Origin of the sequence: Apibacter sp. B3546 (assembly GCF_009827885.1) — a bacterium.
In the GTDB taxonomy this organism is placed as follows: domain Bacteria; phylum Bacteroidota; class Bacteroidia; order Flavobacteriales; family Weeksellaceae; genus Apibacter.
This window is the reverse complement of the sequence record NZ_WINW01000002.1, coordinates 297,203-322,348: the sequence shown is the minus strand read 5'-3', so window position 1 is coordinate 322,348 and position 25,146 is coordinate 297,203. Positions and strand designations below refer to the sequence as shown.

Sequence of the window (25,146 nt, the reverse complement as noted above, 5' to 3'; positions counted from 1 at the left end):
TAATGAAAAAAAATCAGAAAAATTTATATTTAGAAAATGATGAGGATTTAGATATAAAAGAGTTAACCTATCGTTATTTAAAATACTGGAAATGGATTGTTTTATCGATTATATTAGCTATTATATTAGGTAAAGTATATTTAAATTTTACTCCAAAAAAATATTTATCTGAATCTAAAATTTTAATAAATGTTGGAAGTCATGATAATTTTACTTTATCAGGATTATCTGAAATATCTGATTTATCAGAATTATCAAAAAGTAATATAAATGATTGGATTGAAATGTTAAAATCTCGTCGTTTATTGTCAAAAGTAATTGATAAATTAGATCTTAATGTACAATATTATGAGAATAATAGATTTATATCAAAACAAATATATAAGAAGGATGCTAACATTTATATAAAGTTCGTTGATGAAAAATCAAAATATTTAATAGATAAATCAGTAAATCTTGAAGTAAATATTTTTGATAATAAAAAATTTATTTGTAAAGATGTTGATACTGACATCGAATTTGAAGGAAATTTTGGACAACCTGTTAAATTTCCTTTTGGTAATATCATATTTTATCGCAATTTATTGTCATCCAATGATGATAAAACGATTATATCCATTAGGCCGATTATAGATGTTACATTAGAATATATTAATTCATTGGAAGTAGAAAATATTTCCAAAAATGGTAATATTATTAATTTGGGAATGCAAAGTATTTTGCCTGAAAATGCTAATAATATAATTGATCTATTAGTTTTACAACTTCAAGAAGATATAAAAGATGATAAAAATAAGATAGGACAAAATACTGTATCATTTATTAATGATAGATTATCATTAATATCAAAAGATCTAGGTATTACAGATGATAATATGGAAAAGTATAAATCTGGTAAAAGAATTTTTAATGTAGAGACCGAAGGAATAAAAGATGTTCAAGAATCTTCGAGAATAGAAGAACAAATAAAACAGTTTTCAATACAATTAAGTTTGATTGATTATATGGAAAAATTTATTTCAAATAATAATAGTTCTTTATTACCATCAAATATTGGACTTACTGATGCATCTCTTATTTCCTCTACACAAGAATTTAATAAATTAATATTAGAAAGGGATAATTTGTTAAAAAGTTCAACACCGGAAAATCCTATAGTTAAAAATTTAGATCTACAAATTCGTGATTATAATAATAATTTAAGAAATAGTTTAAAAAATTATAAAAATACTACAAGCATAGCCATTAAGAACTTGCAAAAGCAAATGGGACATGTTTCAAATAAAATCACAGAATTGCCTTCTAAAGAAAGGGGTTTTAGAGATATTTTTCGAAAGCAGCAAACTATTGAGGCATTATATCTATTATTACTTAAAAAACGTGAAGAAACGGAGATTGCAACGGCATCCACACCCAATGTAGTGAAAGTAGTAGATAAAGCTTTTTATTATAATGATCCAATTTATCCTAAGTCGTCAATTATTTTATTACTATCTTCAATTATAGGTTTTATAATTCCTGTGGGAATTTTATATATCTGCTTCTTTTTTGATGATAAAGTAAAATCTAAAAAAGATGTTGAAAAAGTTATTTCAAATATTCCATTTATAGGATATGTTCCTAAAGCAGAATCTAATGTAGTTGATATTCAAAGCATAAATTCATCTTCTGCAGAGGCTTTTAGGATATTGCGTACAAATATTAATTTTTTACTTCCTGAAATACAGTTTCAATCGAAATGTATTTACATTACATCTACTATTAGTGGAGAAGGTAAAACCTTTACTGCTATAAATTTGGCATATACATTAGCGTTAACTAACAAAAAAGTGTTATTGATAGAAGCTGATATTCGTAAACCTAAAGTCAGAGAAAATTTAGGTATTAAAGAAAAATTGGAAGGTATTACTGATTTCTTGTCGGAAAATATCACTATCGATGATTTATACAGTAAAATTACCTCAATTTCTTATAATAATGAATCCACAACTGCTATTAAAATAGACATACTTCCTTCCGGTAAAATATCACCAAATCCTTCAGAATTATTGATGAATGGAAAATTTTCTGAAATAATTGATTTTGGTCGTTTACATTATGATTATATTATTGTTGATACAGCTCCGGTAGGGGTGGTAACGGATACCTTATTGATAAATAATCAGGCTGATCTATTGTTATATCTTATAAGGGTTAATTATTTGCAAAAGAATATGTTGGATATTTTAGTGCAATTGCAAAAAGAAGGTAAATTAAATCTTCATAAAACAGCTATTTTAATTAACACTGTAGATTCAAAAGAAGGTTATGGTTATGGACAAAATTATAAATACGGTTATAGTGATTCCAAAAAATCTTGGTTTAAAAAATTTTTTAAAAACTATATATCACAATCTTAAATTATTAATATCAAAAAGATAAATGTATGTAATTTATTTAAAATCATTTCATAAAACTTAAACTACAGCTAAAATTAACTAACTACTTATTTATGTCTAATAATAAACGTATATTAAAAAATACGCTTTTTCTCTATTTCAGGATGATATTCACTATAGGAGTGAACTTATATTCTTCTCGTATAATCCTAGATACATTGGGTATTGAGGATTATGGGATATATAATATTATAGCAGGAGTAATTGTAATGTTTGGTTTTTTGAATGCATCCATGAGTGGTGCAACGTCAAGATTTATAACCTTTGAACTTGGGAAAGGTAATAGAGATAGTTTATTAAAAACTTTTACTGCCTCTTTAACTGTACATATTATTATAGCAGGAATCATATTTATTTTAGGGGAAACTTTTGGTTTATGGTGGGTGAATAGTAAATTAGTTATTAGTCCAACTAAATTGTATGCTGCTCAATGGGTATATCAATTTTCAATTATAACCGCTATAATTAATATTATTCAAGTACCATATAATGCAATGATTATAGCCTATGAAAAAATGAATATATACGCATTTATAGAAATTTTTAATAGTTTATTGAAGCTTATAATTATTTTATTATTAAATATTATTAACTATGATAAATTAATTTTATATGCTTTCTTAGTATTGTGCGTATCAGCTATCATTACTGTAATCTATAGAATATATTGTATAAAAATTATAGGGCCATTTAAATTCAGATTTAAATGGCACAAGGAAGTTATTTTACCCATGCTAAATTTTTCCTCCTGGGATTTATATGGAAATATGAGTGTTATTGTAAAAACACAAGGTGTAAATATGCTTTTTAATTTATTTTTTGGGGTATTAGTTAATGCTGCTTATGGAATAGCTAATCAAGTTCAAGGTGCAGTAAGTAGTTTTTCCGGCAGCTTTTTGTCGGCGGTGCGTCCGCAAGTTGTAAAATATTATGCTTCTGAGGATCTAGACAAAATGAAAAATTTAATGAATAATTCATCAAAATTTGCTTTTACTTTAATGTATCTTTTAGAACTTCCTTTTATATTAGAATGTAATTTTATTCTAAATCTTTGGTTGAAAAAGGTTCCTAATTATGCCCTAATTTTTACTCAATTAAATTTAATACCAAGTTTAATATACACTTTATGTTCGCCTATGGTTTTTGCCATTCATGCTACAGGAAAAATAAAAAGTTTAAGTTTTATTACAGGAAGTATTTATTTATTAGTTATTCCTTTTTCGTACCTTTTTTTTAAAATGGGATATTCGCCAATAATTTCGTATATAATAAATATCATTTTAATGATGTTTTTTTACTTTGCAGTAACCCTAATTTTGCAACATGTATTACCTCAACTTTCTTATGGTATTATATCTTTAAAAAATGCAATTTTATCTTTGATTATGGTTGTAATGTCATCTATAATTTTAAATTACTTTCACAACTGTTTTCCGGAAGGATGGATGCGATTAATTTCAACCTGTTTATTATCAGTACTAATAATCCCTTTATTGAGTTATTTTGTATTATTTGATAGGAATATAAGAAAAAAAATAATAAAATTAATTATAAATAAAATTTTTTAAATAAGAATGAAACTGTTGTTTATTTATCTATAAGTATATTAAAAAACTGTAAATCATCTTTAATAGCTTAAAAATTAATTATATAAATAACATTTAATTTTAAATTATGGACTTTTATTTAATGTTTAAATAAAAAATTTACATGAAACAAGCTATATTAATTATAGGATATAAATCTATTGATAATATAATTAGAATTATAAATTATTTTGATGATAATTTTCAGTTTTATATTCACATAGATAAAAAAAGTAAGGCAGACTTAACTCCTCTTTATGCCATTAAGAATAAAAATGTTAATATTTATAAAGAATATAAAGTTTACTGGGGTGGAGTATCTTTAGTTAAAGCTACATTACTATTGGTAAAAAAAGCTTTGGAGAATAAGGATAATACATATTTTCATTTAATAAGTGAGCTAGACTTTCCAATTAAACCCGTACATTATTTTTATAAATTAGCTGAAGAGAATAAGAATTATTTAGCTTATAAAGAATTACCTATTAAAGTATGGGGAGGAAATGGGGGATTTGATCGTATTTATTACTACAATTTTTATGATAAAGTAAATGCTAGAAATTTTGGTGTTGGTAGATTGCTTAGAAACATTGTTTACATTCAAAAAGCTTTGGGAATAAAAAGAAAATATTCCCCACTTTTGCCTAAATTATTTGGAGGAAGCAATTGGTGGAGTCTTGCAAGGGAGGTTTTGCAATATGTTATAAAAGCAAGTGAAAACAATTCTTTGTTAGATCGAATGAAGTATACGTTTGCATCTGATGAAATATATTTCCAAACCGTATTAATTAATTCACCCTATTTTAAAGATATTATTAATCAAAATCTAAGATACATCGATTGGGAATTTAGGGATGGAAATTCACCAGCATTTTTGGATATAAGTGATTTCGATAAACTGATTTTATCGGATAATATTTTTGCCAGGAAATTTAATGAAAATTCAAACGATTTAATAACTAAATTATTAAAAATAAATAAGAGCAATAAAAGTTTATAGATAAATAATTAAAATATTAAAGTTTACGTGTTTTAGTTATTTATATTTCTGAAATAAACGTCTTATTAAGGGTTAAATGTTTGTGTTTTTATAAAAAAATAATTAGATAAAATAATTTTATGAATTTAAATTTTTATTTAATTATGAATGAAATGAAGTATAGATAAATAGATAAGCTTATAATACAATTTTTCAATTGAACGATAATGGTTTTTTAGAATAGTGGTTAAATTTTAGGTATAGTAAAATTAAAAATTTTTAAATTCTTGAAGGATGATATAAAGTAAATAAATGCAAAATTTTAAAGGATAGTCATTTTATTAGTTTGTATGTGTTACGTATAGCCTTATTTATTATAAGGATTATTAACTATTTTATCTTTATTTTTCTTAGTTTATTTATTATAAAATGATTTAAACAAAAAATGAATTCACTTGTATCAATAATTATTCCTGTTTATAATGTAGAAGAGTATTTGGAAGAATGTTTAAATTCAGCAATTACACAAACGTATTCTAACGTTGAAATAATAATTGTTAATGATGGATCCACCGATCGTAGTGGAGATATTATAGACAAATATAAAAAGAAAGATAATAGGATAAAAGTTTTTTCAATTAATAATAGTGGGCAAGGTAAAGCAAGAAATATTGGTATCAATAATTCTCTAAGTGAATATATTTATTTTTTAGATTCAGACGACTATATTGAGAAGCAAACAATAGAAATTTTACTAAATTCTATTCAATCAAATCATATTTGTATTTTTAATGCTGTTTCTTTTTTACATGAATCAGGTAAAATTGTATCCTCTAAATATTTTAATATAAATGAGGATTATTTAAAAAAAGAAATAAAGAAAGGTATTCAAATTAGATACTTAACGCCTTATATTTCTCCCTGGTCAAAATTATATTCTAAAAAATTTTTTCAAAACAATAATATTTATTTTCCTGAAGGTATTTATGGTGAGGACGTTGAATTCTGGTTAAGGTGCATCGTATCTACTAACAAAATAAATTATGTAAACTACTATGGATATTACAGAAGATATAGAAAAAATTCAACTATGACCGGAGGTAGTATAAATAATTTAAAAGATAGGATATATTCAATGGTCCGATTAATAAATTTAGATCCGTTATCTAAACAGCTAAGTTTATTTGTTTTGTAATATCTATTAAATAATTAGCGTCAATCCAATCAAATGAAAGATCAAGAATTAATTGAATATGCAAAATTGAAATTTTCGGTATATAATGCCATAAGTTTATATAAAGATATAAATATTTTATACAAATCTAGATATAACTTATTCACGAAACCATTATTAAGCAATCATATAATAATACTATATTTTGATAGATTCTTAATCAATTTAATAAAATTCTGTAACTTATTTAGTTTTAATGATAAATGAAATGTTCAACTACACTATAATAATTCCACATAAAAATACTCCAAAATATCTTCAAAGGTGTTTAGATTCAATTCCTGAAAGGAATGATATTCAAGTAATTGTTGTTGATGATAATAGTGATAACCTCGACACAATTAATTTTCCGGGATTATATAAAAAAAATACTGAGGTATATTTTACCAATGAAGGAAAAGGAGCAGGATATGCAAGAAATATTGGATTATCTTATGCGAAAGGTAAATGGTTATTATTTGCAGATGCTGATGATTATTTTAACTTGGATTTTCTAACTTTCACAGATGAATATTTAGATTCAGATAATGAAATCATTTATTTTTCTGCTTCAAGTATAGATATAGATACAGGTAAAAGATCTAATAGAAATAAAATTTTAGTTAAATCTATTAATGAATACAAAGAAGGTTGTACTAAATCTAAAGATAACTTATTATTTAAAAATTGGATGCCATGGTCCAAAATGTTTAAACATGATTTTATAAAAAAAAATAATTTAAAATTTGAAGAAGTTAAAGTAGGAAATGATGCATTATTTGTAATTAATGCAGGGATTTTAGCTGATAAAATATGTGTTGATATTAATTCAATATATTGTGTCACTTACAATAAAAAGAGTTTATCTTTTAATTTTAATCAAAATTTGTTTGATGAACGATTCATGTCAAAAATTCGAATTAATAATTATTTAACTAAATTAAACAAAAAAAAATATAAATTATTATTAGGACCTGATATTGTTGAATCTTACAATTACGGGATTAAAAAAACTTTAGAAGTCATAAAAATTGCAAAAAAAAATAATAATAAAGTATTTCTTACATCAATTAGATCAATAATTGGTAAATTATTAAGATCATTTAAATTAATAAACTAAAACTATGAAAATTTCTCTAATTACAGCTACATTAGGTAGAATAGATGAAATCAAAATACTTTTAAATTCTCTTAAAGCTCAAACGTATACTAATTTCGAAATAATAATTATTGATCAAAATGAACATTTATTAGTTAAAAATATTGTCGATAAATTTGAAACATTACATATTAAATACATAAGAAGTAACATTAAAGGTCTTTCATATAATCGTAATCTTGGTATAAAATTAAGTCAAGGAAATATAGTAGCTTTTCCGGATGATGATTGTTACTATGATAAAAACGTCTTAATGGAAGTTAATAATGCTTTTGAGTCTAATCAAAACTTAAAATTATGCGCATTTCCTGTTTTTGATACTATTAACACTGAAATGTGTTATCTGAGTAAAAAAGGCCAAGCAATTAATAGATATGAACTATATAAATATTGTATTTCAATAAATTTTTTTCTAAAAAAAAATTCAAATATTTATTTTGATGAAAGATTAGGAGTAGGAACATATTTTTCTTCAGGTGAAGAAACTGATTTTTTGCTATCAAATTTAAAAAAACAAGATTTAGGAATATTTATTAAAAATTCGTCGATTTATCATATTTATAATAAACAAACATTATCAGCAGACAGAGCTTATAAATATGGTTTAGGATTTGGTGCTCTATTTAAAAAAGAAATTTATCTCAGAAAAAATTTATCATTTATCTTTCTTTATTGGTATTATATAGTAAGATCAATAATAGGAATACTAATTATTCCTTCCAAATCTAATATATATTTCAATACTTTAAAAGGTCGAATATTAGGTTTTCTAAAATTTAAAATATGATAAGTAAAATTTTTGAATAATATTAATATAATATTTAACAAAACTAACTTTATTTGAATAGTATACACTCGTTAAACTACCTAACTTATGAACTTTAATATTTATTTAAATATAAATTATTATAGAAATAAAATATTTTTCAAAAAAGTCAAAATTTTAATTTAAATTTTCATAATGAGTTTGAGGATTTAATTTAATTTAAAAATAATTTTAATCTTAATTCTATAATAAATTAAAAAATGTATTATTTAAAAAAAATTTATATAATATTAATTATAATTTTTTTAATAATATTTCCAAAAGGAGGTTTCAAATTTGGAGACATTCCAATAACTTGGGGGTATGTATTGTTAATAATTTCAATTCCACTTTGTATATTAGGTAAAATAAGATTTATAAACAAAAATAGATATTATGTATTTATTTTAACATTGCCATTTATTATTTATTCATTTATAATATTAATATTGAGAATGGAGAAAATTGATTTAGCTTATACTTTATCATTTTGTCTAAGCATATTAATTTTACCATTTGTTTTTTTAATTTTATATGATAATATTTTAGATAGTGATATGTTTAATAAAACTTTTCCAAGAATATTTTTTTGGGGAATTAGGATTGTGATTATTTTCGGTTTATTGCTTTTTTTCTGTAAATTATGTTACGGTATTAATATTGAAATTCCTTATCTTACAGTAAATATAGATGATAATATGGAAGATAAAAACAATAATAGATCAGGTATATCAAAACTATATTCAACATATAATAATGGAAATTTGTATGGAATATGTATGATAATATTGGCACCTTTGTTTTTTAAATATGAAAAAAATAATATATATCGCTGTTTATTTTTTATTTCTCTATTTTTGACTTTATCAAGAACTATTTGGATTGGGATAATTATCTATTTTATTATTTATATTTTTAAAAACTTTATAAAAGGTAAAAATATATTGATTATACTCCTTATTGTTATAAGTTTAATAATTGGTTTCCCCTATTTATTAAGATTTATGAATAAGGATATAAGTTTTATAATGGATAGTAATTTAGGAGGAAGAAGATATCAACTCAATTTTTTGAAGGACGCTTCGTTATTTGGACATGGCTCCTTTAAAGGTATCGTTGAAATTGTTTACCTCTCAATAATTGATATTTTTGGAGTTATTGGTCTATTATTATTTATACTATATCTAGCATCACCTATAATTGTTTATAAAATAAAAAAAAATAATAGTAATCTGTACTGGGGATTAATATTATATTCAATACTGTGTTTATCTGATGGGGCAATTTTATTAATTCCTGTTATGTCATTTTATTGGTTCATATCTTCTTATATGTTCAAAAATACAGAAACAGATATAGAAATAGATGGCTCATGAACTCTATATAAACTATTAAATGATGGAAATATTTTTTCAATAGAATTATTAAAAATATAATGTCGTTGAAAATTAATATAAACAACTTAATTATATGCGATTAAATTAGTAATGTTTATAATATGAGAAAATTGTTATGTATAGACTGTAGAATGATTTCAAATTCAGGAATAGGTCGATATATTTCAGAAATATTACCTTATATTATTGATAAATTTAAGGAAGAGGTAGTATTATTAGGCAAAAAAGAAGAATTACAGCAATATAATACACCCATTTTAGAGTTTAATGCACCAATATATTCTATTCAAGAACAATTAAAATATAGTAGAATTATACCTAAATCTAAGTTATTTTGGTCCCCACATTTTAATATTCCTTTATTTCCTATACACTCAGAAAAAAGAATCACAACCATACATGATGCTTACCATTTAGCCTATTATAAAAATCTATCTCTATTTCAAAAGATATATGCAAAAACTGTTATCAACGTTGCTTTAAAAAAATCAGATAAAATTATCACAGTATCTAATTTTTCTAAGAAAGAGCTCTTACAGTATACTCATTCAATATACAAAGATAAAATTGAAGTAATATATAATGGTATCTCAGATAAGAAATCAGATGAAAATAATAAAAATGTGAGTGTAAATCCTTATCCTTATATTTTATATGTAGGAAATATAAAGCCTCATAAAAATTTGGAAAATGCTCTTGAGGCATATGATCTTTTTTTAAAAAAACATTCTGAAATTATGAATAAGCCATTATTTAAAATTGTTGGGAAAAGAGACGGATTTATAAACGGAAGTCAAGATCGATTAAAAAAAATACTTGATAATAATCCCGTGTTAAATGAATTTGTTGTTTTTACAGGCTTTGTTTCGGATATAGAATTAAATAAATTATATTCTGAAGCTTTAGCTTTCATATTTCCGTCTAAGTATGAAGGATTCGGTTTACCCCTTTTGGAGGCTATGAGAGCAAATTGTCCTGTTCTAGCATCTAATATTCCACCTATTAGAGAAATTTGCGGAGATAGTGTACTATATTTTGATCCGGAATCAATTAACGATATTTCTGAAAAAATAAGTTTGATATATTTTTCAAAAGATCTACGAAAAGAACTTATGAATAAAGGAGATCGAATATATAAAAAGTATTTATGGGAAGCATCAGCTAAAAAACATTTAAATATTATTATGCAATTATTATAAATTTTTTATATATTGCGGTTGCTAACAACTAGATATTCATTGTTTTTATATGAACAAAGCATTGATCCACGATTGGTATTGTACTATAGGTGGAGGCGAAATAGTAGTAAAAGCTCTCAATGAAATATGGAGCGATTTTGATCTTTTTTCTTTAATAGATACTTTTGATGAAACTAAAAGAAAAGAAATATTAAATGGCAAAAAGGTTACCACCAGTTTTATACAGAAATTACCTACAGCCAAAAGTAATCATAGAAAATTCTTGCAATTTTATCCTAAAGCCATTGAACAGCTTGATGTAAGTAAATATGATTTGATTATTAGTTCTTCCTCTTCGTCAGCAAAAGGTGTGCTTACTTCCAGTAACCAATTGCATATATGTTATTGCCATTCGCCGGCAAGATATGCTTGGGATTTATATCACCAATATTTATTTGAATCAGGACTTACTCATGGTTTAAAAGGATTATATGCAAAATATGTGCTTCATGAATTCAGAATATGGGATGTAATTTCATCCAATAGAGTAGATCATTTTATAGCCAATTCAAATTATATAGCGAAAAGAATTAAAAAAATCTATAACAGAGATTCTGTGGTTATCTATCCCCCGATTGATACGGATTATTTTAGCTATTACGATAAAAAAGAAGATTTCTATTTAGCTGCTTCAAGAATGGTTCCTTACAAAAAGATGGATTTAATAGTGGAAACATTCAATAACATGCCGGATAAAAAATTAGTTGTTATAGGAGACGGTCCGGATTATAAGAAAATAAAAAAACTCGCTAAATCTAATATTGAACTAAAAGGATTTGTTTCGAACGAAAAATTAAGATTTTATCTACAAAGAGCTAAAGGGTTTGTGTTTGCAGCTGATGAGGACTTTGGCATGCTGCCTGTCGAAGCTCAATCATGTGGAACTCCTGTTATAGCATTGGCAAAAGGCGGAACACTTGAAACAGTCATACCCCGAGTAACTGGAATATTTTTTAAAAATCATAGTGTTGAAAATTTAAAATCTGCTATTGAAGAATTTTCTGAAATTGAATTTAACTATAAAAAAATAAGAGATCATGCATTAAATTTTTCTAAAGAAAAATTTAAAAATAAAATTAAAAGTTTTGTACTTGAAAAATATAAAGAATTTCAAAATACAAAACTATCCGAATATTAAGAAAACTGCAAAAACATTTTGTAATGAATCCCTATAAATCATTTATACCAGTGATTCAATTTCTAATTGATATTTTAATAATAATTTATTGGTTCTTTTATTTTTTAAAAATACAATATGAAACACTAGGCGATAAATGGGATGTTGTATTATTAATAGAAAATCATTATAAAGCATTATTCCTATTAATTATAAGTTGGTATTTTATTTCAGAAAAAACCGGATTATATAAATTAAAAAAGAGCAATCTTTTAGAATCAATAAGAAAAGTTTTAGTACAGGCAATTATATTTACACTTATAGTATTTACTGTTTCAGAATTAAAAAGTAAATATTTATTTAATAACGATATAACATTGCTGTATAACATTTCAATATTTATAAGCATTTCCATTCATCATATTATCGCAGATCAATTTCAAAATAAAAAATATTCACGGGTTGTATTTATAGATTCAAATAATAATACAAACAATGTTATAAAGCAATTTTTTCATGGTGAAAAGTTGTATAATTATGGGAACTTTGTTAAAGTTCCCCGAGAAAAAAATCAATATAAATACGATTTTAATAAATTAGACTCATTTATAAGAGATCATAACATACACATTTTATTTTTTTCATTAAACGGAGAATTAAGTAAGGAAGTTGAGGATGCCATTATTAAATTTTCAGAAAGTAAATGTTTGATTTATATTATTCCGGATATATCCTATGAGTTCTATAATAATTCAATCATAAGCTATTACGGAACATTTCCTATATATATTTATAGAAAAAAATCAAATATATTTAATAAAATTCTAAAAAGATTATTTGACGTAGCGTTTTCACTATTTTTTATCACATTTGTATTAAGTTGGTTATTACCAATATTAGCCTTAATTATAAAAATTACATCTAAAGGACCAATTATTTATAAACAAGAAAGAATAGGATTAAATGGAAAACCATTTAAAATAATGAAGTTTAGATCAATGTATGTTGATGCGGAATATAGTGGACCAAAATTGGCTACAAATTCAGACCCGAGAATAACATCTGTTGGTAAAATTATGCGAAAATACCGCATTGATGAATTTCCGCAATTTATTAATGTATTAAAGGGTGAAATGTCTATGGTAGGTCCACGTCCGGAAAGAAAATTTTTTATAGATAAAATAATAAAATTAAATCCCAATTATAAAAAATTACATAAAGTAAAGCCCGGTATAACATCCATAGGGCAAGTATATTTTGGCTATGCCGAAACAGTAGAAGAAATGTCACAACGTTTAAAATATGATTTATTGTATCTTCAAAATGAAAATTTCTTTTTTGATTTAAAAATCATTTACTTAACAATAATTGTTATGATTCAAGGTAAAGGCAAATAATTGATTGAAATAAGAAAAGCTAATCATTATATTACTAATGATTAGCTAAAATAAATTAAAATTAAAATCTAATTAGAATCAACTAGCGTTATTATAACTACACGGTTCCATTGATTTTTAGGATATGGTTGAACGGTATCACCTTTGCCAAAAGTAATTATGCGATTAGGTGATATTCCATAATCTTTAATTAGCTTATTTTCAACCGCTTTTGCTCTCTTAATAGATAGAATTTCATTGAATTTAGGTGAGCCGGTGTTTTTGTCGGCTAATCCAACAATTTCAACTTTTAAGTCTTTATTCTTTTTTAATAAATCAGCGATATCATATATAACAGCTTCTTGTCTAGGTTTTATTAAACTACTATTAATATCGAAAGGTATTGAATAAGGATTGTTTTTAATTATAAATTCTTTAGAATAAATAGTATCAGGTTTCTTATTTCTGGCAATTTCTAATTCTCTAATTAAATTTTTATTCTCCCTAGCTAATGAATCTATTTGTTTAGATAATTTGCTTAATAATATTTCATCAATGTTGTTTTCGGGTTTATTGATAATTAGTGTGTCGCAACTTATTTTATCAAATTTTTGTTTACGACTTAAACCTATAATTAATCCGACATTTATGGAACCAATACAATCCCAGTCCTGTTTTTTATATGATTTTACCCACTTTCTTTGATATTGAGCATCATTAAATTTGGATTGGACCACTTGACCGGATATGTCGAAGCTTATAGCTAATTTTTCATTAATCCTAAAAGTATTAAGCAAACCAAGAACAATAACCGGTGAATTATTGTCTATGGCATTTCTATCCGTACCAATACCGGCTCCGGCATACGTAATTAAATTATATAATCTATCATTTTTATATCCGTAAAATAAATTTGAAAAATTAAACATAGCATCAGCATGTACTGTGATATAGTATCCGCGTGACATGTGATGTATTTTACTTGGGTCAAGAGTATTTAGATCAATAGGTTCACCGTTAATATCGAACACGGGTTTACCATTAACATTAAAAGTATGTTTTTTTCCTCCCTGAAATGTCAATCTTGCACCTATAATGGGAGAAAACCATTTTCCGGTATTTAATGTAGCTGCCCAGTTAAGTCTTTCAATAAAATTAGCTTCTTTATGTTGTTTACCTCCAAAATATACACCGGTTCCGCCACCAAAATTTAAAAACCAGTTATCCCAAAAATTGTTAAAAACAATTTTTTGATTAGTCAGAGATTCCTGAGATAATAAATAAACTGAATGTAGGGATAAAAAAAGAATTAAAAATATCTTTTTCATGTAAAAAAACATAAATATTTTTCAAATATAATATTAAAGTATTTTTATAAAAAGAATTATTATAAAAATAAATTAATTTCATAATAAAGATTAATAAAAAATAAAATTTATTATTTTTTTAAATTAATAGATATAAAATAAAATTTTTGTGTTTTTTGTATGATAATTCTGTTTTATTTAATTACTTTATTAGATATATAAGCTACTACTTAATAACTAGAATAAGATTAGGAAAAAAATCGAAAAATAATTTTATCCATATTTATTGTAACATAAAATGTTTAACACTTAAAATCGAATTAAAATTATTTTTAGATTTTAAATTTTTATTACTCTTAATATTATTGAGAAGAGAAGATTAATTTTTTATTAAAAGGATATTCACAGCTATAGATCGTGTCTAAATTTAAATAATTCAGAAAATTATTAATTAAAAAGGTTGCATTGAAAATTATGCAACCTTTATATAAGTAAAGTTTAATTAAATTTATTTTATGAATTGGAATTGTTTCAATAAAAACATGAAATATTAATATTGACGGTAAATTAAATTAATTATTTGTTTATAATACTTTGTATAATATTCCATATATCGTTTCCAAATACCAAAATCATTAATCCAAGAAGGATAAATATACCCACCATTTGGACCTTTTCCATTGTCTTATCACTTAATTTACGACCGGTAATCATTTCAGCAATGGTAAATAAAGCATGACCTCCGTCTAAACCTGGAATCGGTAATATATTTAAAAACGCAAGCCATATAGAAAACATAGCGGTAAAACTCCAAAATTGTCCCCAATCCCATTCAGGTGAAAATGCTTTATATAATCGTAAAGGACCGCTTACTTGTTTATAAGCTTCTGTTTTTGGATTAATAATAAGTTTAAATTGTTTTATTTGAACCAATAACATTTCCCAAGACAATACCGGCGCCCTTTTAAAGGCATCCATAAAATTATATTTTTTATATGCAGTTGCATTTTTTAAATTCGAAGCACTAGGAACAAAACCTAAAATGGCGCTATCAGGAACAAAAAGTTTTTCATTTATATTTTGTCCGTCTCGATATATTCCTAAAGTTACACTGTCATTTTTATGTTTAGAAAGTTCTAATCTAAATTCATCAATATATTTAATAGGTTGCTTGTTGAAACTAGTTATAACATCCCCTTTTTTAAGATATTTTGAAGCAAGTGAATTAGGTAAAATCGAATCAACATCGGCAATTATTCTCGGAGAAATAAAGCCTCTGCCTTCCTGTTTTAAAACATCCCTTTTTTCTTCAGGGAGGAGGTTAAATTTAATGATTTTTCCATCGCGCTTAACCGTTACATGATCTCCGAATAAAAGAGAAACAGGTAAATAATTAAAAGTTGGAATCTCTTTATTATCAACTTCTAATATAATATCACCATCTTTAAATCCCAATTTTTTACCTACATTAGAAAATGCATATCCGTCTTTTAATTGATCCGTATTAATAGTTTGTTCACCCGTAGTCATTAAAATTCCGGCATATATAATGATAGCCAATAAGATATTAACAAAAATTCCGGCAAGCATAATAATTAAACGTTGCCAAGCCGGTTTAGAACGAAATTCCCAAGGCTGAGGTGGACTTTTCATTTGCTCAGTATCCATGCTTTCATCAATCATGCCTGCTATTTTAACATACCCCCCTAACGGCAACCAACCAATACCATATTCAGTATCACCTATTTTCTTTTTGAATAAAGAAAACCATGGATCAAAGAATAAATAAAATTTTTCAACCTTTGTCTTAAAATATTTCGCCGCTAAAAAGTGTCCTGCTTCATGAAAGACAACTAAAATAGATAAACATAATAATAACTGGGCAATTTGGATAAATATATGCATATTCAAAATAAAACTTAGTTTGCAAAAGTAAGAAAATTTATTCTATTGAAATTTTATGATAAAAATAAAAATATTCATTAACTTTAAGCTGTATAATAAAAAATTAGGTTATGAAAACAATGATAGTCCCTGTAGATTTTTCAGCAACTACCAAATATATTTTGAAAGAAGCTGTCATCTATGCCAAAGCTACCGGAAGTAAAATGTGCCTTTTACATGTTGCCAGTTTAGATTTAGGTTTTATTATAGGGGATATCGGTTTTCAATATCTTCCGGAATTGGAAGAAGCAGGTATGAAGGATGAAACCAGACAATTGGTAGAATATGAAAAATCAATTAAAGAACAAGGCGTTGAAGTTGAAATTGTTATAAAACAAGGAACACCGGCAGATATTATATTGAAAGAAGCAGAATCCAGAAAAGCTAATCTCATCATCATGGGTTCTCATGGAAGAGGTTTACTTATGGAAGCAATTCTAGGCAGTGTTTCAAAAAATGTAATTAATAAATCTAAAGTACCCATTCTTATAGTTCCTCCCAATCAACATCAACATCATCATGAAAATTAATCTTTTATGATGGTTCATTTATCTAACATTAAAAATTATATACTTCAAACTTTGATATTTAGTCAATATCATTATATTTGCGGCATAGTAAAGATAGTTATATATGGAAGAAATTAAGATTCTGGATAAAACTTTTACCCCTTTTATATCTTCGGAAGAAATAGACCATTCCATACAAAGGATGACCAATACTTTGTATGAAGAATACAAAGACACCGTCCCCGTTTTTATAGGGGTGCTTAACGGAGTTATTATGTTTTTCAGTGATTTTTTAAAAAATTATAAAGGCAACTGTGAAATAGGTTTCCTTCAGTTGTCTTCATACAAAAGTGGAATGCAAAGTTCAGGAACTGTTGATTTAATTACAGATATGACTGTAGACATCACAAACCGAGATATAGTAATACTTGAAGATATTATTGATACCGGTAACACCTTGGAATACCTTTATAAATTACTTGAAGTAAAACCGGTGAAAAGCATTAAAATTGCAACTTTGTTTTTTAAACCGGATGTCTATAAAAAGGATCTAAATATAGATTTAATAGGAATGAATATACCTAATAAATTTGTTATAGGGTATGGGTTGGATTATAATGGTTTAGGAAGGAATTTTAAAGACTTATACCAATTAAAAGGAGAATAAACAGAATTTCAAATATGAATATAATTGTTTTATTTGGCCCTCCCGGGAGTGGAAAAGGGACTCAAGCAAAAATTTTAGCAGAAAAGTTTCACTTAGAACACATTTCCACCGGAGACTTATTCAGATATAATATAAAGAATAATACCAAATTAGGTCAAGAGGCTCAAACCTATATAAATCATGGAAAATTAGTGCCGGATGAACTTACAACAGAAATGTTGATAGATGAACTTAAAAGAAATTCAAACAAAAAAGGGTTTATCTTAGATGGATATCCAAGAACTAAAAGCCAAGCAGAAGCCCTTGATGAATTATTGAATTCTATATTTCAAACCCAAGTTGATGTAACGTTAGCCTTATATGTAGAAGATGAAATTCTAGTCAAAAGAATTTTAAAAAGAAGTGAAGAAAGCGGTCGTTCAGATGATGCAGATGAAAGTATAATTCGTAACAGAATTAAAGAATATTATGAAAAAACAGCCGTTGTTTCCAACTATTATAAAGAACAACATAAACTGGTTGAATTAGATGGAGAGGGAAGTATTGAAGATATAACCGCAGAACTGTCTAAAGAAATAGAAAAGTTTGTATAAAAAATACATGTAACACATACAAATAAAAGGATTATTATGAAAAATGATAATCCTTTTTTTATAAAAAAATAAACGATATATGCAGTCGAATTTTGTTGATTATGTTAAAATTTTTTGTAAAAGCGGACACGGTGGCGCCGGTTCTGCACACCTTCATAGAGCAAAATATATCCCTAAAGGTGGCCCTGATGGAGGAGATGGAGGAAGAGGGGGACATATAATTTTACGTGGTAATGCTCAACTATGGACCCTTTTGGCTTTAAAATATTCCAAACACAATAAAGCAGAAAATGGTAAACCCGGAGGAAAACAAGAATTAACCGGAGCTAATGGAGCGGATTTGTATATCGAGGTTCCCGTAGGAACTATTGCTAAAGATGAAAGCGGAACTATTGTTGGAGAAATAACTAAAGATAAAGAAGAGATAATTTTACTTGAAGGAGGAAAAGGAGGGTTAGGAAATTCACACTTTAAATCATCAACCAATCAAACACCGCGATATGCTCAACCCGGATTGCCCGGTAAGGAAGGTAATTTTATTTTGGAATTAAAATTATTAGGTGATGTAGGATTAGTTGGTTTTCCAAATGCAGGAAAATCAACATTGTTGTCTGCTTTAACATCTGCAAAACCGAAAATAGCCGATTATGCTTTTACCACCTTAGTACCTAATTTAGGAATCGTTAAATACAGGGATTTTCAATCTTTTGTAATTGCCGATATTCCGGGTATTATTGAAGGAGCATCCGAAGGAAAAGGATTAGGATATAAATTTCTAAGACATATAGAAAGAAATTCAATTTTATTGTTTTTGATTCCGGCTGATGCAAAAGATTATTACCAAGAATATAAAATTCTGTTAAATGAGCTGAATAAATATAATCCGGAATTAAATGATAAAGATCGAGTAATTGCAATTTCAAAATCAGATTTACTGGATAAAGAATTGGTGGATGAAATAAGGAAGACTTTTCCTGAAAATTTCAAATTGTTATTTATTTCTGCCGTAACCGGCGAAAATTTAATTCAATTAAAAGACGAACTTTGGAAATTATTACATCAGTAATAATTTATGTTTAATAAAAACATTATATAAAAAAGAATTGCAACTTTTTAATAAATTTAAAAAGTTGCAATTCAAACTACTAATTAATTATATATCAATAACTACATTTCTTATTCCATTTTAAATCCTCTACGATAGATTCTACCATAAGGATCTACATATCTTACAGAAACCGTTCCTTTATAATTTTTCAATATTTTTTCAATGTCTTTTTCACTATTAACAGGCTTATCGTTTACTTCCATTAAGATATATCCTTCACCAATGCCTGCTAATTTCAATTTTCCGTTAGAATCGATTCTGGTTACAACAATACCGGATTCTAAACCGTAATTAACCTTTTGGTCATCAGTCAATTCTTGAAATTCAGCACCCAACTTTTCGGCGACACTTAAATCGTTCTTCGTTTTAACCGAAGTCCCTCCTTTAGCATCTTTAATTCTAACATTAAAAGATTTATATGAATCATCTCGTATAACGGTAACCTTCACTTGGTCACCCGGTCTTTTCTCACCAATAACTCCCGAAAGAGTAGGGAAGTTTTTAATATTCGTTCCGTCAATTTGCTTGATAATATCTCCTTTTTTCAAGCCGGCATCTTTTGCTCCTCCGTCATTTTGAATATCAGTGATAAGTACACCTTCTTGAGATTTATAGTTGGTTTTATTTTGAGAATTATATTGCTTAACTGCAGAATCATCACTCAAGTCAAGAGCACCAATACCCAAATAACCCCGTTGAACCAAACCGTATTTGCGAATATCTTCCACAACTTTTTTAGCTATGTTGGAAGGAACAGCAAAACTGTACCCTTCAAATGTTCCGGTTCCGGAATGAGAAGCAATTGCTGTATTAATACCAATTAAATCACCGTTTGCGTTTACTAAAGCACCTCCGCTATTCCCGGGATTTACTGCTGCATCGGTTTGAATAAAAGATTCAATAGGACTTCTGGAATTGGAACGCAAAAGATCTAAACTACGACCTTTGGCTGAAATGATACCCGCTGTAACTGTTGAAGTTAATCCAAATGGATTTCCTACAGCTAATACCCATTCTCCAATTCTCACATTATCGGAATTATAGAAATTTAAAAAGCTTAGCCCTTTTTCATCAATTTTTAACAGAGCAATATCGGAGTTGATATCCGTTCCTACTAAAGTGGCTGTATATGTTTTTTGATTATTAAGTGTAATTTCTATTTTATCAGCTCCATCAATCACGTGGTTATTGGTAACAATATAACCATCACTAGAAATAATTACTCCCGAACCTAACCCGTTTGGAGAATCTTTTGGAGTTTGTTGTTGTCTTTGTTGCCCTTGAGAATTAAAAGGATCTCCAAAAAAGAAATCAAAAGGATCTAAGGATCTGCGTTGTTGCTGCTGCACATAGGAAGAATAACATTTTACACTCACTACTGCATTCACGGTTTTTTCTGCTGCGATGGTTAAATCTGGAGGATTTAATCCCACTACACTATTAGTTGAAGCTGAAGTAAAATAAGCTTTTTCGTTATGAGTAGGATTTTTAAATATTTCAAAATCATTTAAATTCGTATTTTTTGATATGGAGGTAACTGCACCTGCAGAAATTAATCCCCCTATCGCACCTACTAAAATATAAGAACCTATTTTTTTAATTTCAAACTTATTTTTTTTCATAGTACAATTTAATTTAAATAAATACTGGATTTTTTTATTTCAAAAGTAATACCAAATTTCAATTATTTTGTTGCTTTAACGGTTTTTAACAAGAAATTAATCTTCTTTTATATGGTTTATTAATTATTTCACTTTTCATATTGAGAAATGAACATACTGAACAATTCTTTATAAATTACTACTAATTGCCAATAAAGTTTATAAATTTGTAACTAATAATTGTAAAACTAATGAAAAATATTTTATCCATCCAATCTCATGTAGTGTATGGCCACGCAGGAAACAGTGCAGCTGAATTTCCCATGCAGCGTTGCGGCGTTAGAGTATGGTCATTAAATACGGTGCAATTTTCCAATCATACACAATATGGACAATGGACGGGTGAAGTAATGACAGCCAAACATTTATTGGATATTGTTCAAGGAATCGACAACATCCATCAGTTGAAAAAGTGCGATGCAGTTTTAAACGGATACATCGGTTCTCCCGAACAAGGAAAATCAATTTTGGAAATAGTTAAAAAGGTTAAAAATGAAAATCCAAATGCCGTTTATTTTTGTGACCCCGTTATGGGACATCCTGAAAAAGGCTGTATTGTAGCTCCCGGAGTATCGGAATTTTTTAAAAATGAAGCGATGGGAGTAAGTGACATTATGGCACCTAACTTATTAGAGTTGGAAATTTTAACCGATCAAACCATTACTTCAGTTGCAGATGTAGTTTCTGCAGTTGATGTAATTCACAGTAAAGGGGTAAAAACTGTATTAGTTAAACACTTAAGCAGGGCAGGCTATCGTTCAGATAAATTTGAGATGTTATTGTCTACTTCAGAAGGGAAATGGCATATATCAAGACCTTTAGTAGATTTTGGTGTTCGTCAACCGGTTGGAGTAGGGGATCTTACTTCCGGTTTATTACTGACCCATATGTTACTGGGGAAAAATTATAAAGAAGTATTAGAACATACGACTGCTGCTGTTTATGCCGTTATGCTGGAAACTCATAGACAAGGAGAGTATGAATTGCAATTGGTAGCAGCACAAGATGAAATTGTAAATCCGACTCAAATGTTTGAGGCAGTAAAATTATAATTGATAGTTTAAGTAAGCTATTACTTAAAAACGCATATCTTTTTTACAGCAAATTTTAAATTTCAAAAAGCATAGTTGTGAAGAATAAACTTTTTATATAAAAAGTTTATAAAGCATTTCTATATATTAGATTCATTAATATTTTTCTGGATAATCTTAAGAATAGAAAATAAATCATTAAGTTGTTTTTCAGTTAGTCCTTTTGCAACTTCTTTTGCATATTGCTTTGCTATGTCTTTAGCATTATGTAAAAGTGTAATTCCTTGCTTAGTAATTAATATAATTTTTTTCCGACGATCTTTTTCTGCATTGACTCTGTTTACCAAATTTTTTTTTTCTAAAATGTCAATGGATCGGGTGATGGCAGAATTATCTCTGTGTATTTTTTCTGATATTTTCTGCATGGATATTCCTGTAGAATGTTCCGTTAATAAATCTAAAATAATAAATTGTTCGGGAGTAATGTCTAACTTATTGGTAGAAAATTTTTTATTTAATAGATTCCTGTGCAGATTTTCTGTATAACTTAATTGGTAACCGATCGAATTTTCTTTTTCAGAGTTAGTCATTGATATCCGAATTATATTTTATTTATATATAAATTTTTAAAATGCAAAGGTAATTAATATTATTATAGGATTAAAGAACAAAAAGAAGATAACAATAAAAAGAACCCTTAAAAAAATAAAGGTTCTTTTAACAATTTTATTAAAAAATTAAATTTTCTCAATGGTAAATCCGGCTTTTTTTACTGCATTGACAACCTCTTCTTCCGTAGCACCGTCTAAGTCTACAGTCAAGATTTTATCCGGATTAGAAGTGTCAACTTCCCATTTTGAAATACCTTCCACTTTAGATAAAAACGGAGTTACTGCTTTTACACAACCTCCACAATCTATATTAGTTTTAAATTTTAATTCATTTTTCATATTTATTATTCAAATTTATTTGATATCTCAAATGTACTCTATAATTAATGAAAGTAAATTATATAATTATGGAAACTTTTTATATAAAGTATTTTTGATACTAATCAATAATACAAATTTTACTGTCAATAAATTATATAATTCCATTATAAAAAAGGTATTCAATAGGTTTTCAAACTAGTTTTTAAGTTCAGTATCAGAAATTTAAAAAATATATTTCTATTATATCACTCACAATAAATTTTATCTTTGTTATATGTTAAAAGAATATTCAATAGCAAATATCTTAGGGGTACCGAATCATTTCATTTCGTATTTTGTAGGAACATTTGAAGGAACAGAAGATCCGGATATTGAATGGCCTCATCGACATTCCTTCTATTCTCTGGTTTGGTTTACTCATGGAAGCGGATTTTATGTTGTCGATTTTCAAGAGTATCCCATAAAGCCCAACCGTATTTTTCTTGTGAATACTAAACAGATACATAATTGGGAATATTCTTCTGACAGCAAAGGATATATTTTGATGGTGGATGCTTGCCTGGGCTTGGAAATGGGTATTAATAATCATAGGGCATTTGTAGATATTCCAACTTCATATATACAAATTATGGAAAGCTGTTTTATGAACCTTATTCATGAATTTGGAATGAAAGATGAAGTAGCCGATACAACTATAAAATTAGGAATTCCCTATCTCTATTCCATACTTAACAGATTGTCATTTAAAAAAGAAACAAACTTTCATCATACTCTTTTAGACGATTTAAAAATGGTAATTTTTGAAGAAAATTTTAAAACATCATCCATTGAAGATTACGCTGAAAAATTGAAAGTTACAACCCAAGAATTAAATGAAATTTGTAAACAATACAAAGGCATTTCTTCCAAACAATATATTATAGATCTTAAAATTACGGAGGCCAAACGATTATTACTATTTAGCGAGTATAATGTAAACGAGATAGCTTATAAATTAGGTTTTGAAGATCCCTCTTATTTTTCACGTATTTTCAAAAAGAAAACAGATTTCTCTCCTTCAACCTTTTTGGAAAAGTACCGAAAACAGAAATAAAAGTCCTATCTGTAGAGTGCTGATCTCCGGTACCTTTGCTTAAAAACAAAATGAAAAAATTACTTACCGTTTTAGTGGTATTTATATTAACATTAAATAGTTATGCGCAAATGGAAAAATCAGAACGTTACCAAAAAGGTTGGGAAAAATTAAAAGAAATTGATGGAGAAGCCGGAATCAGAACTGTTGAAAGCTTAAAAGATATTTCACCGGAATTAAGTAGATTTATTATTGAATATTCATTTGGAGAAGTCTATAGTTTAAAAGCACTGGATAATAAATCAAAAGAAATAGCGGCCATCTCATCTCTCATGGCACAGGGAGCCATACCTCAATTAAAAGTCCATTTACATGGAGCCTTACAAGTAGGTTGTTCCATAAATGAAATAAAAGAGGTTATTTTGCAAATGTCGGTATATTGTGGATTTCCAAAATGTATTAATGGAATGAATGCATTTAGAGAGGTCCTTAAAGAAAGAAAAGAAAAAGGAATCAAAGATGAAGAAGGTAAAAAGGCTTCTAAAAATGAGACAGACCGATATAAGTTAGGAGCTGATTATTTAGCCATGTTGAAGAAAGAACAAGAAGGTATTCTGAAAAAGGCGTATCGAGACATTTCACCGGAGTTGGTTAATTTTGTTATCGAATATGGATATGGAGATATTTTTTCAAGAGATAATTTAGATAAAAAATATAGACAAATTGCCACCATAGCAGCTTTAGCAACATTGGGAAATGCTCAATCTCAATTAAATTTTCATATAAAAGGAGCTTTGAATATAGGTTTAACTCCAGATCAAATCAAAGAGGTAATGCTACTTATGACAGTCTATGCAGGATTTCCTGCTTCTATAAACGGAATAAATATTTTTAAAGAAGTTGTTTATAATAAATAAGAATACACTTTAAATGCTATATTTTATTAATTACACACACCAAGTCTTAAAAATTTAAATGATAATAGTTTAAATTTTAATCTTAACAACCGCTAAG

At 26.8% G+C, this 25,146-nt stretch carries 22 protein-coding genes; 17 read left to right on the top strand and 5 right to left on the bottom strand.

All coding sequences use genetic code 11. The features are described from left to right. Positions 1-2: 2 nt before the first annotated feature. The 10 genes from GFU93_RS01540 to GFU93_RS01495 all read left to right on the top strand — a co-directional run bounded on the left by GFU93_RS01540 (position 3) and on the right by GFU93_RS01495 (position 13,329). The gene (locus tag GFU93_RS01540; RefSeq protein WP_160566523.1) at positions 3-2,399 is read left to right on the top strand and encodes a polysaccharide biosynthesis tyrosine autokinase; all 2,397 of its coding nucleotides are present in this window, start codon (positions 3-5) and stop codon (positions 2,397-2,399) included. 92 nt (positions 2,400-2,491) lie between these two features. After that, on the top strand, positions 2,492-4,006 hold the full coding sequence (locus tag GFU93_RS01535) for a polysaccharide biosynthesis protein (RefSeq protein ID WP_160566520.1): 1,515 nt from the start codon (positions 2,492-2,494) through the stop codon (positions 4,004-4,006). 142 nt (positions 4,007-4,148) lie between these two features. Then, a complete protein-coding gene (locus tag GFU93_RS01530) occupies positions 4,149-5,024 on the top strand; it encodes a beta-1,6-N-acetylglucosaminyltransferase (RefSeq protein ID WP_160566518.1) in 876 nt (291 codons plus the stop codon). A gap of 424 nt (positions 5,025-5,448) precedes the next feature. Beyond that, entirely contained in the window at positions 5,449-6,198 is a 750-nt protein-coding gene (locus tag GFU93_RS01525) for a glycosyltransferase family 2 protein (RefSeq protein ID WP_160566515.1), read from the top strand. 247 nt (positions 6,199-6,445) lie between these two features. After that, positions 6,446-7,336: a glycosyltransferase family 2 protein gene (locus GFU93_RS01520; RefSeq protein WP_221411311.1), complete on the top strand. Its 891-nt coding sequence runs from the start codon at positions 6,446-6,448 to the stop codon at positions 7,334-7,336. A gap of 4 nt (positions 7,337-7,340) precedes the next feature. Then, positions 7,341-8,162, top strand: coding sequence for a glycosyltransferase family 2 protein (locus tag GFU93_RS01515; protein WP_160566509.1), 822 nt, complete (start codon positions 7,341-7,343; stop codon positions 8,160-8,162). Positions 8,163-8,401: 239 nt separating this feature from the next. Beyond that, on the top strand, positions 8,402-9,556 hold the full coding sequence (locus GFU93_RS01510; protein ID WP_160566506.1) for a hypothetical protein: 1,155 nt from the start codon (positions 8,402-8,404) through the stop codon (positions 9,554-9,556). 122 nt (positions 9,557-9,678) lie between these two features. After that, the gene (locus GFU93_RS01505) at positions 9,679-10,776 is read left to right on the top strand and encodes a glycosyltransferase family 1 protein (protein ID WP_160566503.1); all 1,098 of its coding nucleotides are present in this window, start codon (positions 9,679-9,681) and stop codon (positions 10,774-10,776) included. 49 nt (positions 10,777-10,825) lie between these two features. Beyond that, complete coding sequence (locus GFU93_RS01500; RefSeq protein WP_160566500.1) at positions 10,826-11,953, top strand: glycosyltransferase; 1,128 nt, start codon at positions 10,826-10,828, stop codon at positions 11,951-11,953. 23 nt (positions 11,954-11,976) lie between these two features. Then, on the top strand, positions 11,977-13,329 hold the full coding sequence (locus tag GFU93_RS01495; protein ID WP_160566497.1) for an exopolysaccharide biosynthesis polyprenyl glycosylphosphotransferase: 1,353 nt from the start codon (positions 11,977-11,979) through the stop codon (positions 13,327-13,329). Positions 13,330-13,397: 68 nt separating this feature from the next. Here the strand turns inward: GFU93_RS01495 and GFU93_RS01490 are convergent, their stop codons facing one another. Both GFU93_RS01490 and rseP read right to left on the bottom strand, forming a co-directional pair. Further along, entirely contained in the window at positions 13,398-14,636 is a 1,239-nt protein-coding gene (locus tag GFU93_RS01490) for an OmpA family protein (RefSeq protein ID WP_160566494.1), read from the bottom strand. Between the two features lie 555 nt (positions 14,637-15,191). Then, entirely contained in the window at positions 15,192-16,520 is a 1,329-nt protein-coding gene (rseP, locus tag GFU93_RS01485; protein ID WP_160566490.1) for an RIP metalloprotease RseP, read from the bottom strand. A 110-nt stretch (positions 16,521-16,630) separates the two neighbouring features. On the opposite strand from rseP, the gene GFU93_RS01480 reads away from it, so the two are divergent. From GFU93_RS01480 to obgE, 4 genes are all read left to right on the top strand, one after another. Continuing rightward, complete coding sequence (locus GFU93_RS01480) at positions 16,631-17,089, top strand: universal stress protein (protein WP_160566487.1); 459 nt, start codon at positions 16,631-16,633, stop codon at positions 17,087-17,089. Positions 17,090-17,192: 103 nt separating this feature from the next. After that, positions 17,193-17,735: a hypoxanthine phosphoribosyltransferase gene (hpt, locus tag GFU93_RS01475; protein ID WP_160564895.1), complete on the top strand. Its 543-nt coding sequence runs from the start codon at positions 17,193-17,195 to the stop codon at positions 17,733-17,735. A gap of 14 nt (positions 17,736-17,749) precedes the next feature. Beyond that, positions 17,750-18,328: an adenylate kinase gene (locus tag GFU93_RS01470; protein ID WP_160566484.1), complete on the top strand. Its 579-nt coding sequence runs from the start codon at positions 17,750-17,752 to the stop codon at positions 18,326-18,328. A gap of 79 nt (positions 18,329-18,407) precedes the next feature. Further along, a complete protein-coding gene (gene obgE, locus GFU93_RS01465; protein ID WP_160566482.1) occupies positions 18,408-19,394 on the top strand; it encodes a GTPase ObgE in 987 nt (328 codons plus the stop codon). Positions 19,395-19,504: 110 nt separating this feature from the next. Here obgE and GFU93_RS01460 read toward each other — a convergent pair whose 3' ends face one another. Then, positions 19,505-21,058, bottom strand: coding sequence for a Do family serine endopeptidase (locus tag GFU93_RS01460; protein WP_160566479.1), 1,554 nt, complete (start codon positions 21,056-21,058; stop codon positions 19,505-19,507). 230 nt (positions 21,059-21,288) lie between these two features. Here GFU93_RS01460 and pdxY point away from each other — a divergent pair, with 230 nt between their 5' ends. Then, positions 21,289-22,149: a pyridoxal kinase PdxY gene (gene pdxY / locus GFU93_RS01455; protein ID WP_160566476.1), complete on the top strand. Its 861-nt coding sequence runs from the start codon at positions 21,289-21,291 to the stop codon at positions 22,147-22,149. 119 nt (positions 22,150-22,268) lie between these two features. On the opposite strand, the gene GFU93_RS01450 is transcribed toward pdxY, so the two are convergent. Next, complete coding sequence (locus GFU93_RS01450; protein ID WP_160566473.1) at positions 22,269-22,718, bottom strand: MarR family winged helix-turn-helix transcriptional regulator; 450 nt, start codon at positions 22,716-22,718, stop codon at positions 22,269-22,271. 147 nt (positions 22,719-22,865) lie between these two features. Further along, positions 22,866-23,078: a heavy-metal-associated domain-containing protein gene (locus tag GFU93_RS01445; RefSeq protein ID WP_160566470.1), complete on the bottom strand. Its 213-nt coding sequence runs from the start codon at positions 23,076-23,078 to the stop codon at positions 22,866-22,868. Positions 23,079-23,334: 256 nt separating this feature from the next. On the opposite strand from GFU93_RS01445, the gene GFU93_RS01440 reads away from it, so the two are divergent. Next, a complete protein-coding gene (locus GFU93_RS01440) occupies positions 23,335-24,153 on the top strand; it encodes an AraC family transcriptional regulator (RefSeq protein ID WP_160566467.1) in 819 nt (272 codons plus the stop codon). Positions 24,154-24,203: 50 nt separating this feature from the next. Further along, a complete protein-coding gene (locus GFU93_RS01435; RefSeq protein ID WP_255448634.1) occupies positions 24,204-25,049 on the top strand; it encodes a carboxymuconolactone decarboxylase family protein in 846 nt (281 codons plus the stop codon). Positions 25,050-25,146: the final 97 nt, after the last annotated feature.

Coding starts and splice junctions, on each gene's coding strand:
- GFU93_RS01540 (WP_160566523.1), top strand. CDS start 3: ATGAAAAAAAATCAGAAAAATTTATATTTAGAAAATGATGAGGATTTA.
- GFU93_RS01535 (WP_160566520.1), top strand. CDS start 2,492: ATGTCTAATAATAAACGTATATTAAAAAATACGCTTTTTCTCTATTTC.
- GFU93_RS01530 (WP_160566518.1), top strand. CDS start 4,149: ATGAAACAAGCTATATTAATTATAGGATATAAATCTATTGATAATATA.
- GFU93_RS01525 (WP_160566515.1), top strand. CDS start 5,449: ATGAATTCACTTGTATCAATAATTATTCCTGTTTATAATGTAGAAGAG.
- GFU93_RS01520 (WP_221411311.1), top strand. CDS start 6,446: ATGTTCAACTACACTATAATAATTCCACATAAAAATACTCCAAAATAT.
- GFU93_RS01515 (WP_160566509.1), top strand. CDS start 7,341: ATGAAAATTTCTCTAATTACAGCTACATTAGGTAGAATAGATGAAATC.
- GFU93_RS01510 (WP_160566506.1), top strand. CDS start 8,402: ATGTATTATTTAAAAAAAATTTATATAATATTAATTATAATTTTTTTA.
- GFU93_RS01505 (WP_160566503.1), top strand. CDS start 9,679: ATGAGAAAATTGTTATGTATAGACTGTAGAATGATTTCAAATTCAGGA.
- GFU93_RS01500 (WP_160566500.1), top strand. CDS start 10,826: ATGAACAAAGCATTGATCCACGATTGGTATTGTACTATAGGTGGAGGC.
- GFU93_RS01495 (WP_160566497.1), top strand. CDS start 11,977: ATGAATCCCTATAAATCATTTATACCAGTGATTCAATTTCTAATTGAT.
- GFU93_RS01490 (WP_160566494.1), bottom strand. CDS start 14,636: ATGAAAAAGATATTTTTAATTCTTTTTTTATCCCTACATTCAGTTTAT.
- rseP (WP_160566490.1), bottom strand. CDS start 16,520: ATGCATATATTTATCCAAATTGCCCAGTTATTATTATGTTTATCTATT.
- GFU93_RS01480 (WP_160566487.1), top strand. CDS start 16,631: ATGAAAACAATGATAGTCCCTGTAGATTTTTCAGCAACTACCAAATAT.
- hpt (WP_160564895.1), top strand. CDS start 17,193: ATGGAAGAAATTAAGATTCTGGATAAAACTTTTACCCCTTTTATATCT.
- GFU93_RS01470 (WP_160566484.1), top strand. CDS start 17,750: ATGAATATAATTGTTTTATTTGGCCCTCCCGGGAGTGGAAAAGGGACT.
- obgE (WP_160566482.1), top strand. CDS start 18,408: ATGCAGTCGAATTTTGTTGATTATGTTAAAATTTTTTGTAAAAGCGGA.
- GFU93_RS01460 (WP_160566479.1), bottom strand. CDS start 21,058: ATGAAAAAAAATAAGTTTGAAATTAAAAAAATAGGTTCTTATATTTTA.
- pdxY (WP_160566476.1), top strand. CDS start 21,289: ATGAAAAATATTTTATCCATCCAATCTCATGTAGTGTATGGCCACGCA.
- GFU93_RS01450 (WP_160566473.1), bottom strand. CDS start 22,718: ATGACTAACTCTGAAAAAGAAAATTCGATCGGTTACCAATTAAGTTAT.
- GFU93_RS01445 (WP_160566470.1), bottom strand. CDS start 23,078: ATGAAAAATGAATTAAAATTTAAAACTAATATAGATTGTGGAGGTTGT.
- GFU93_RS01440 (WP_160566467.1), top strand. CDS start 23,335: ATGTTAAAAGAATATTCAATAGCAAATATCTTAGGGGTACCGAATCAT.
- GFU93_RS01435 (WP_255448634.1), top strand. CDS start 24,204: ATGAAAAAATTACTTACCGTTTTAGTGGTATTTATATTAACATTAAAT.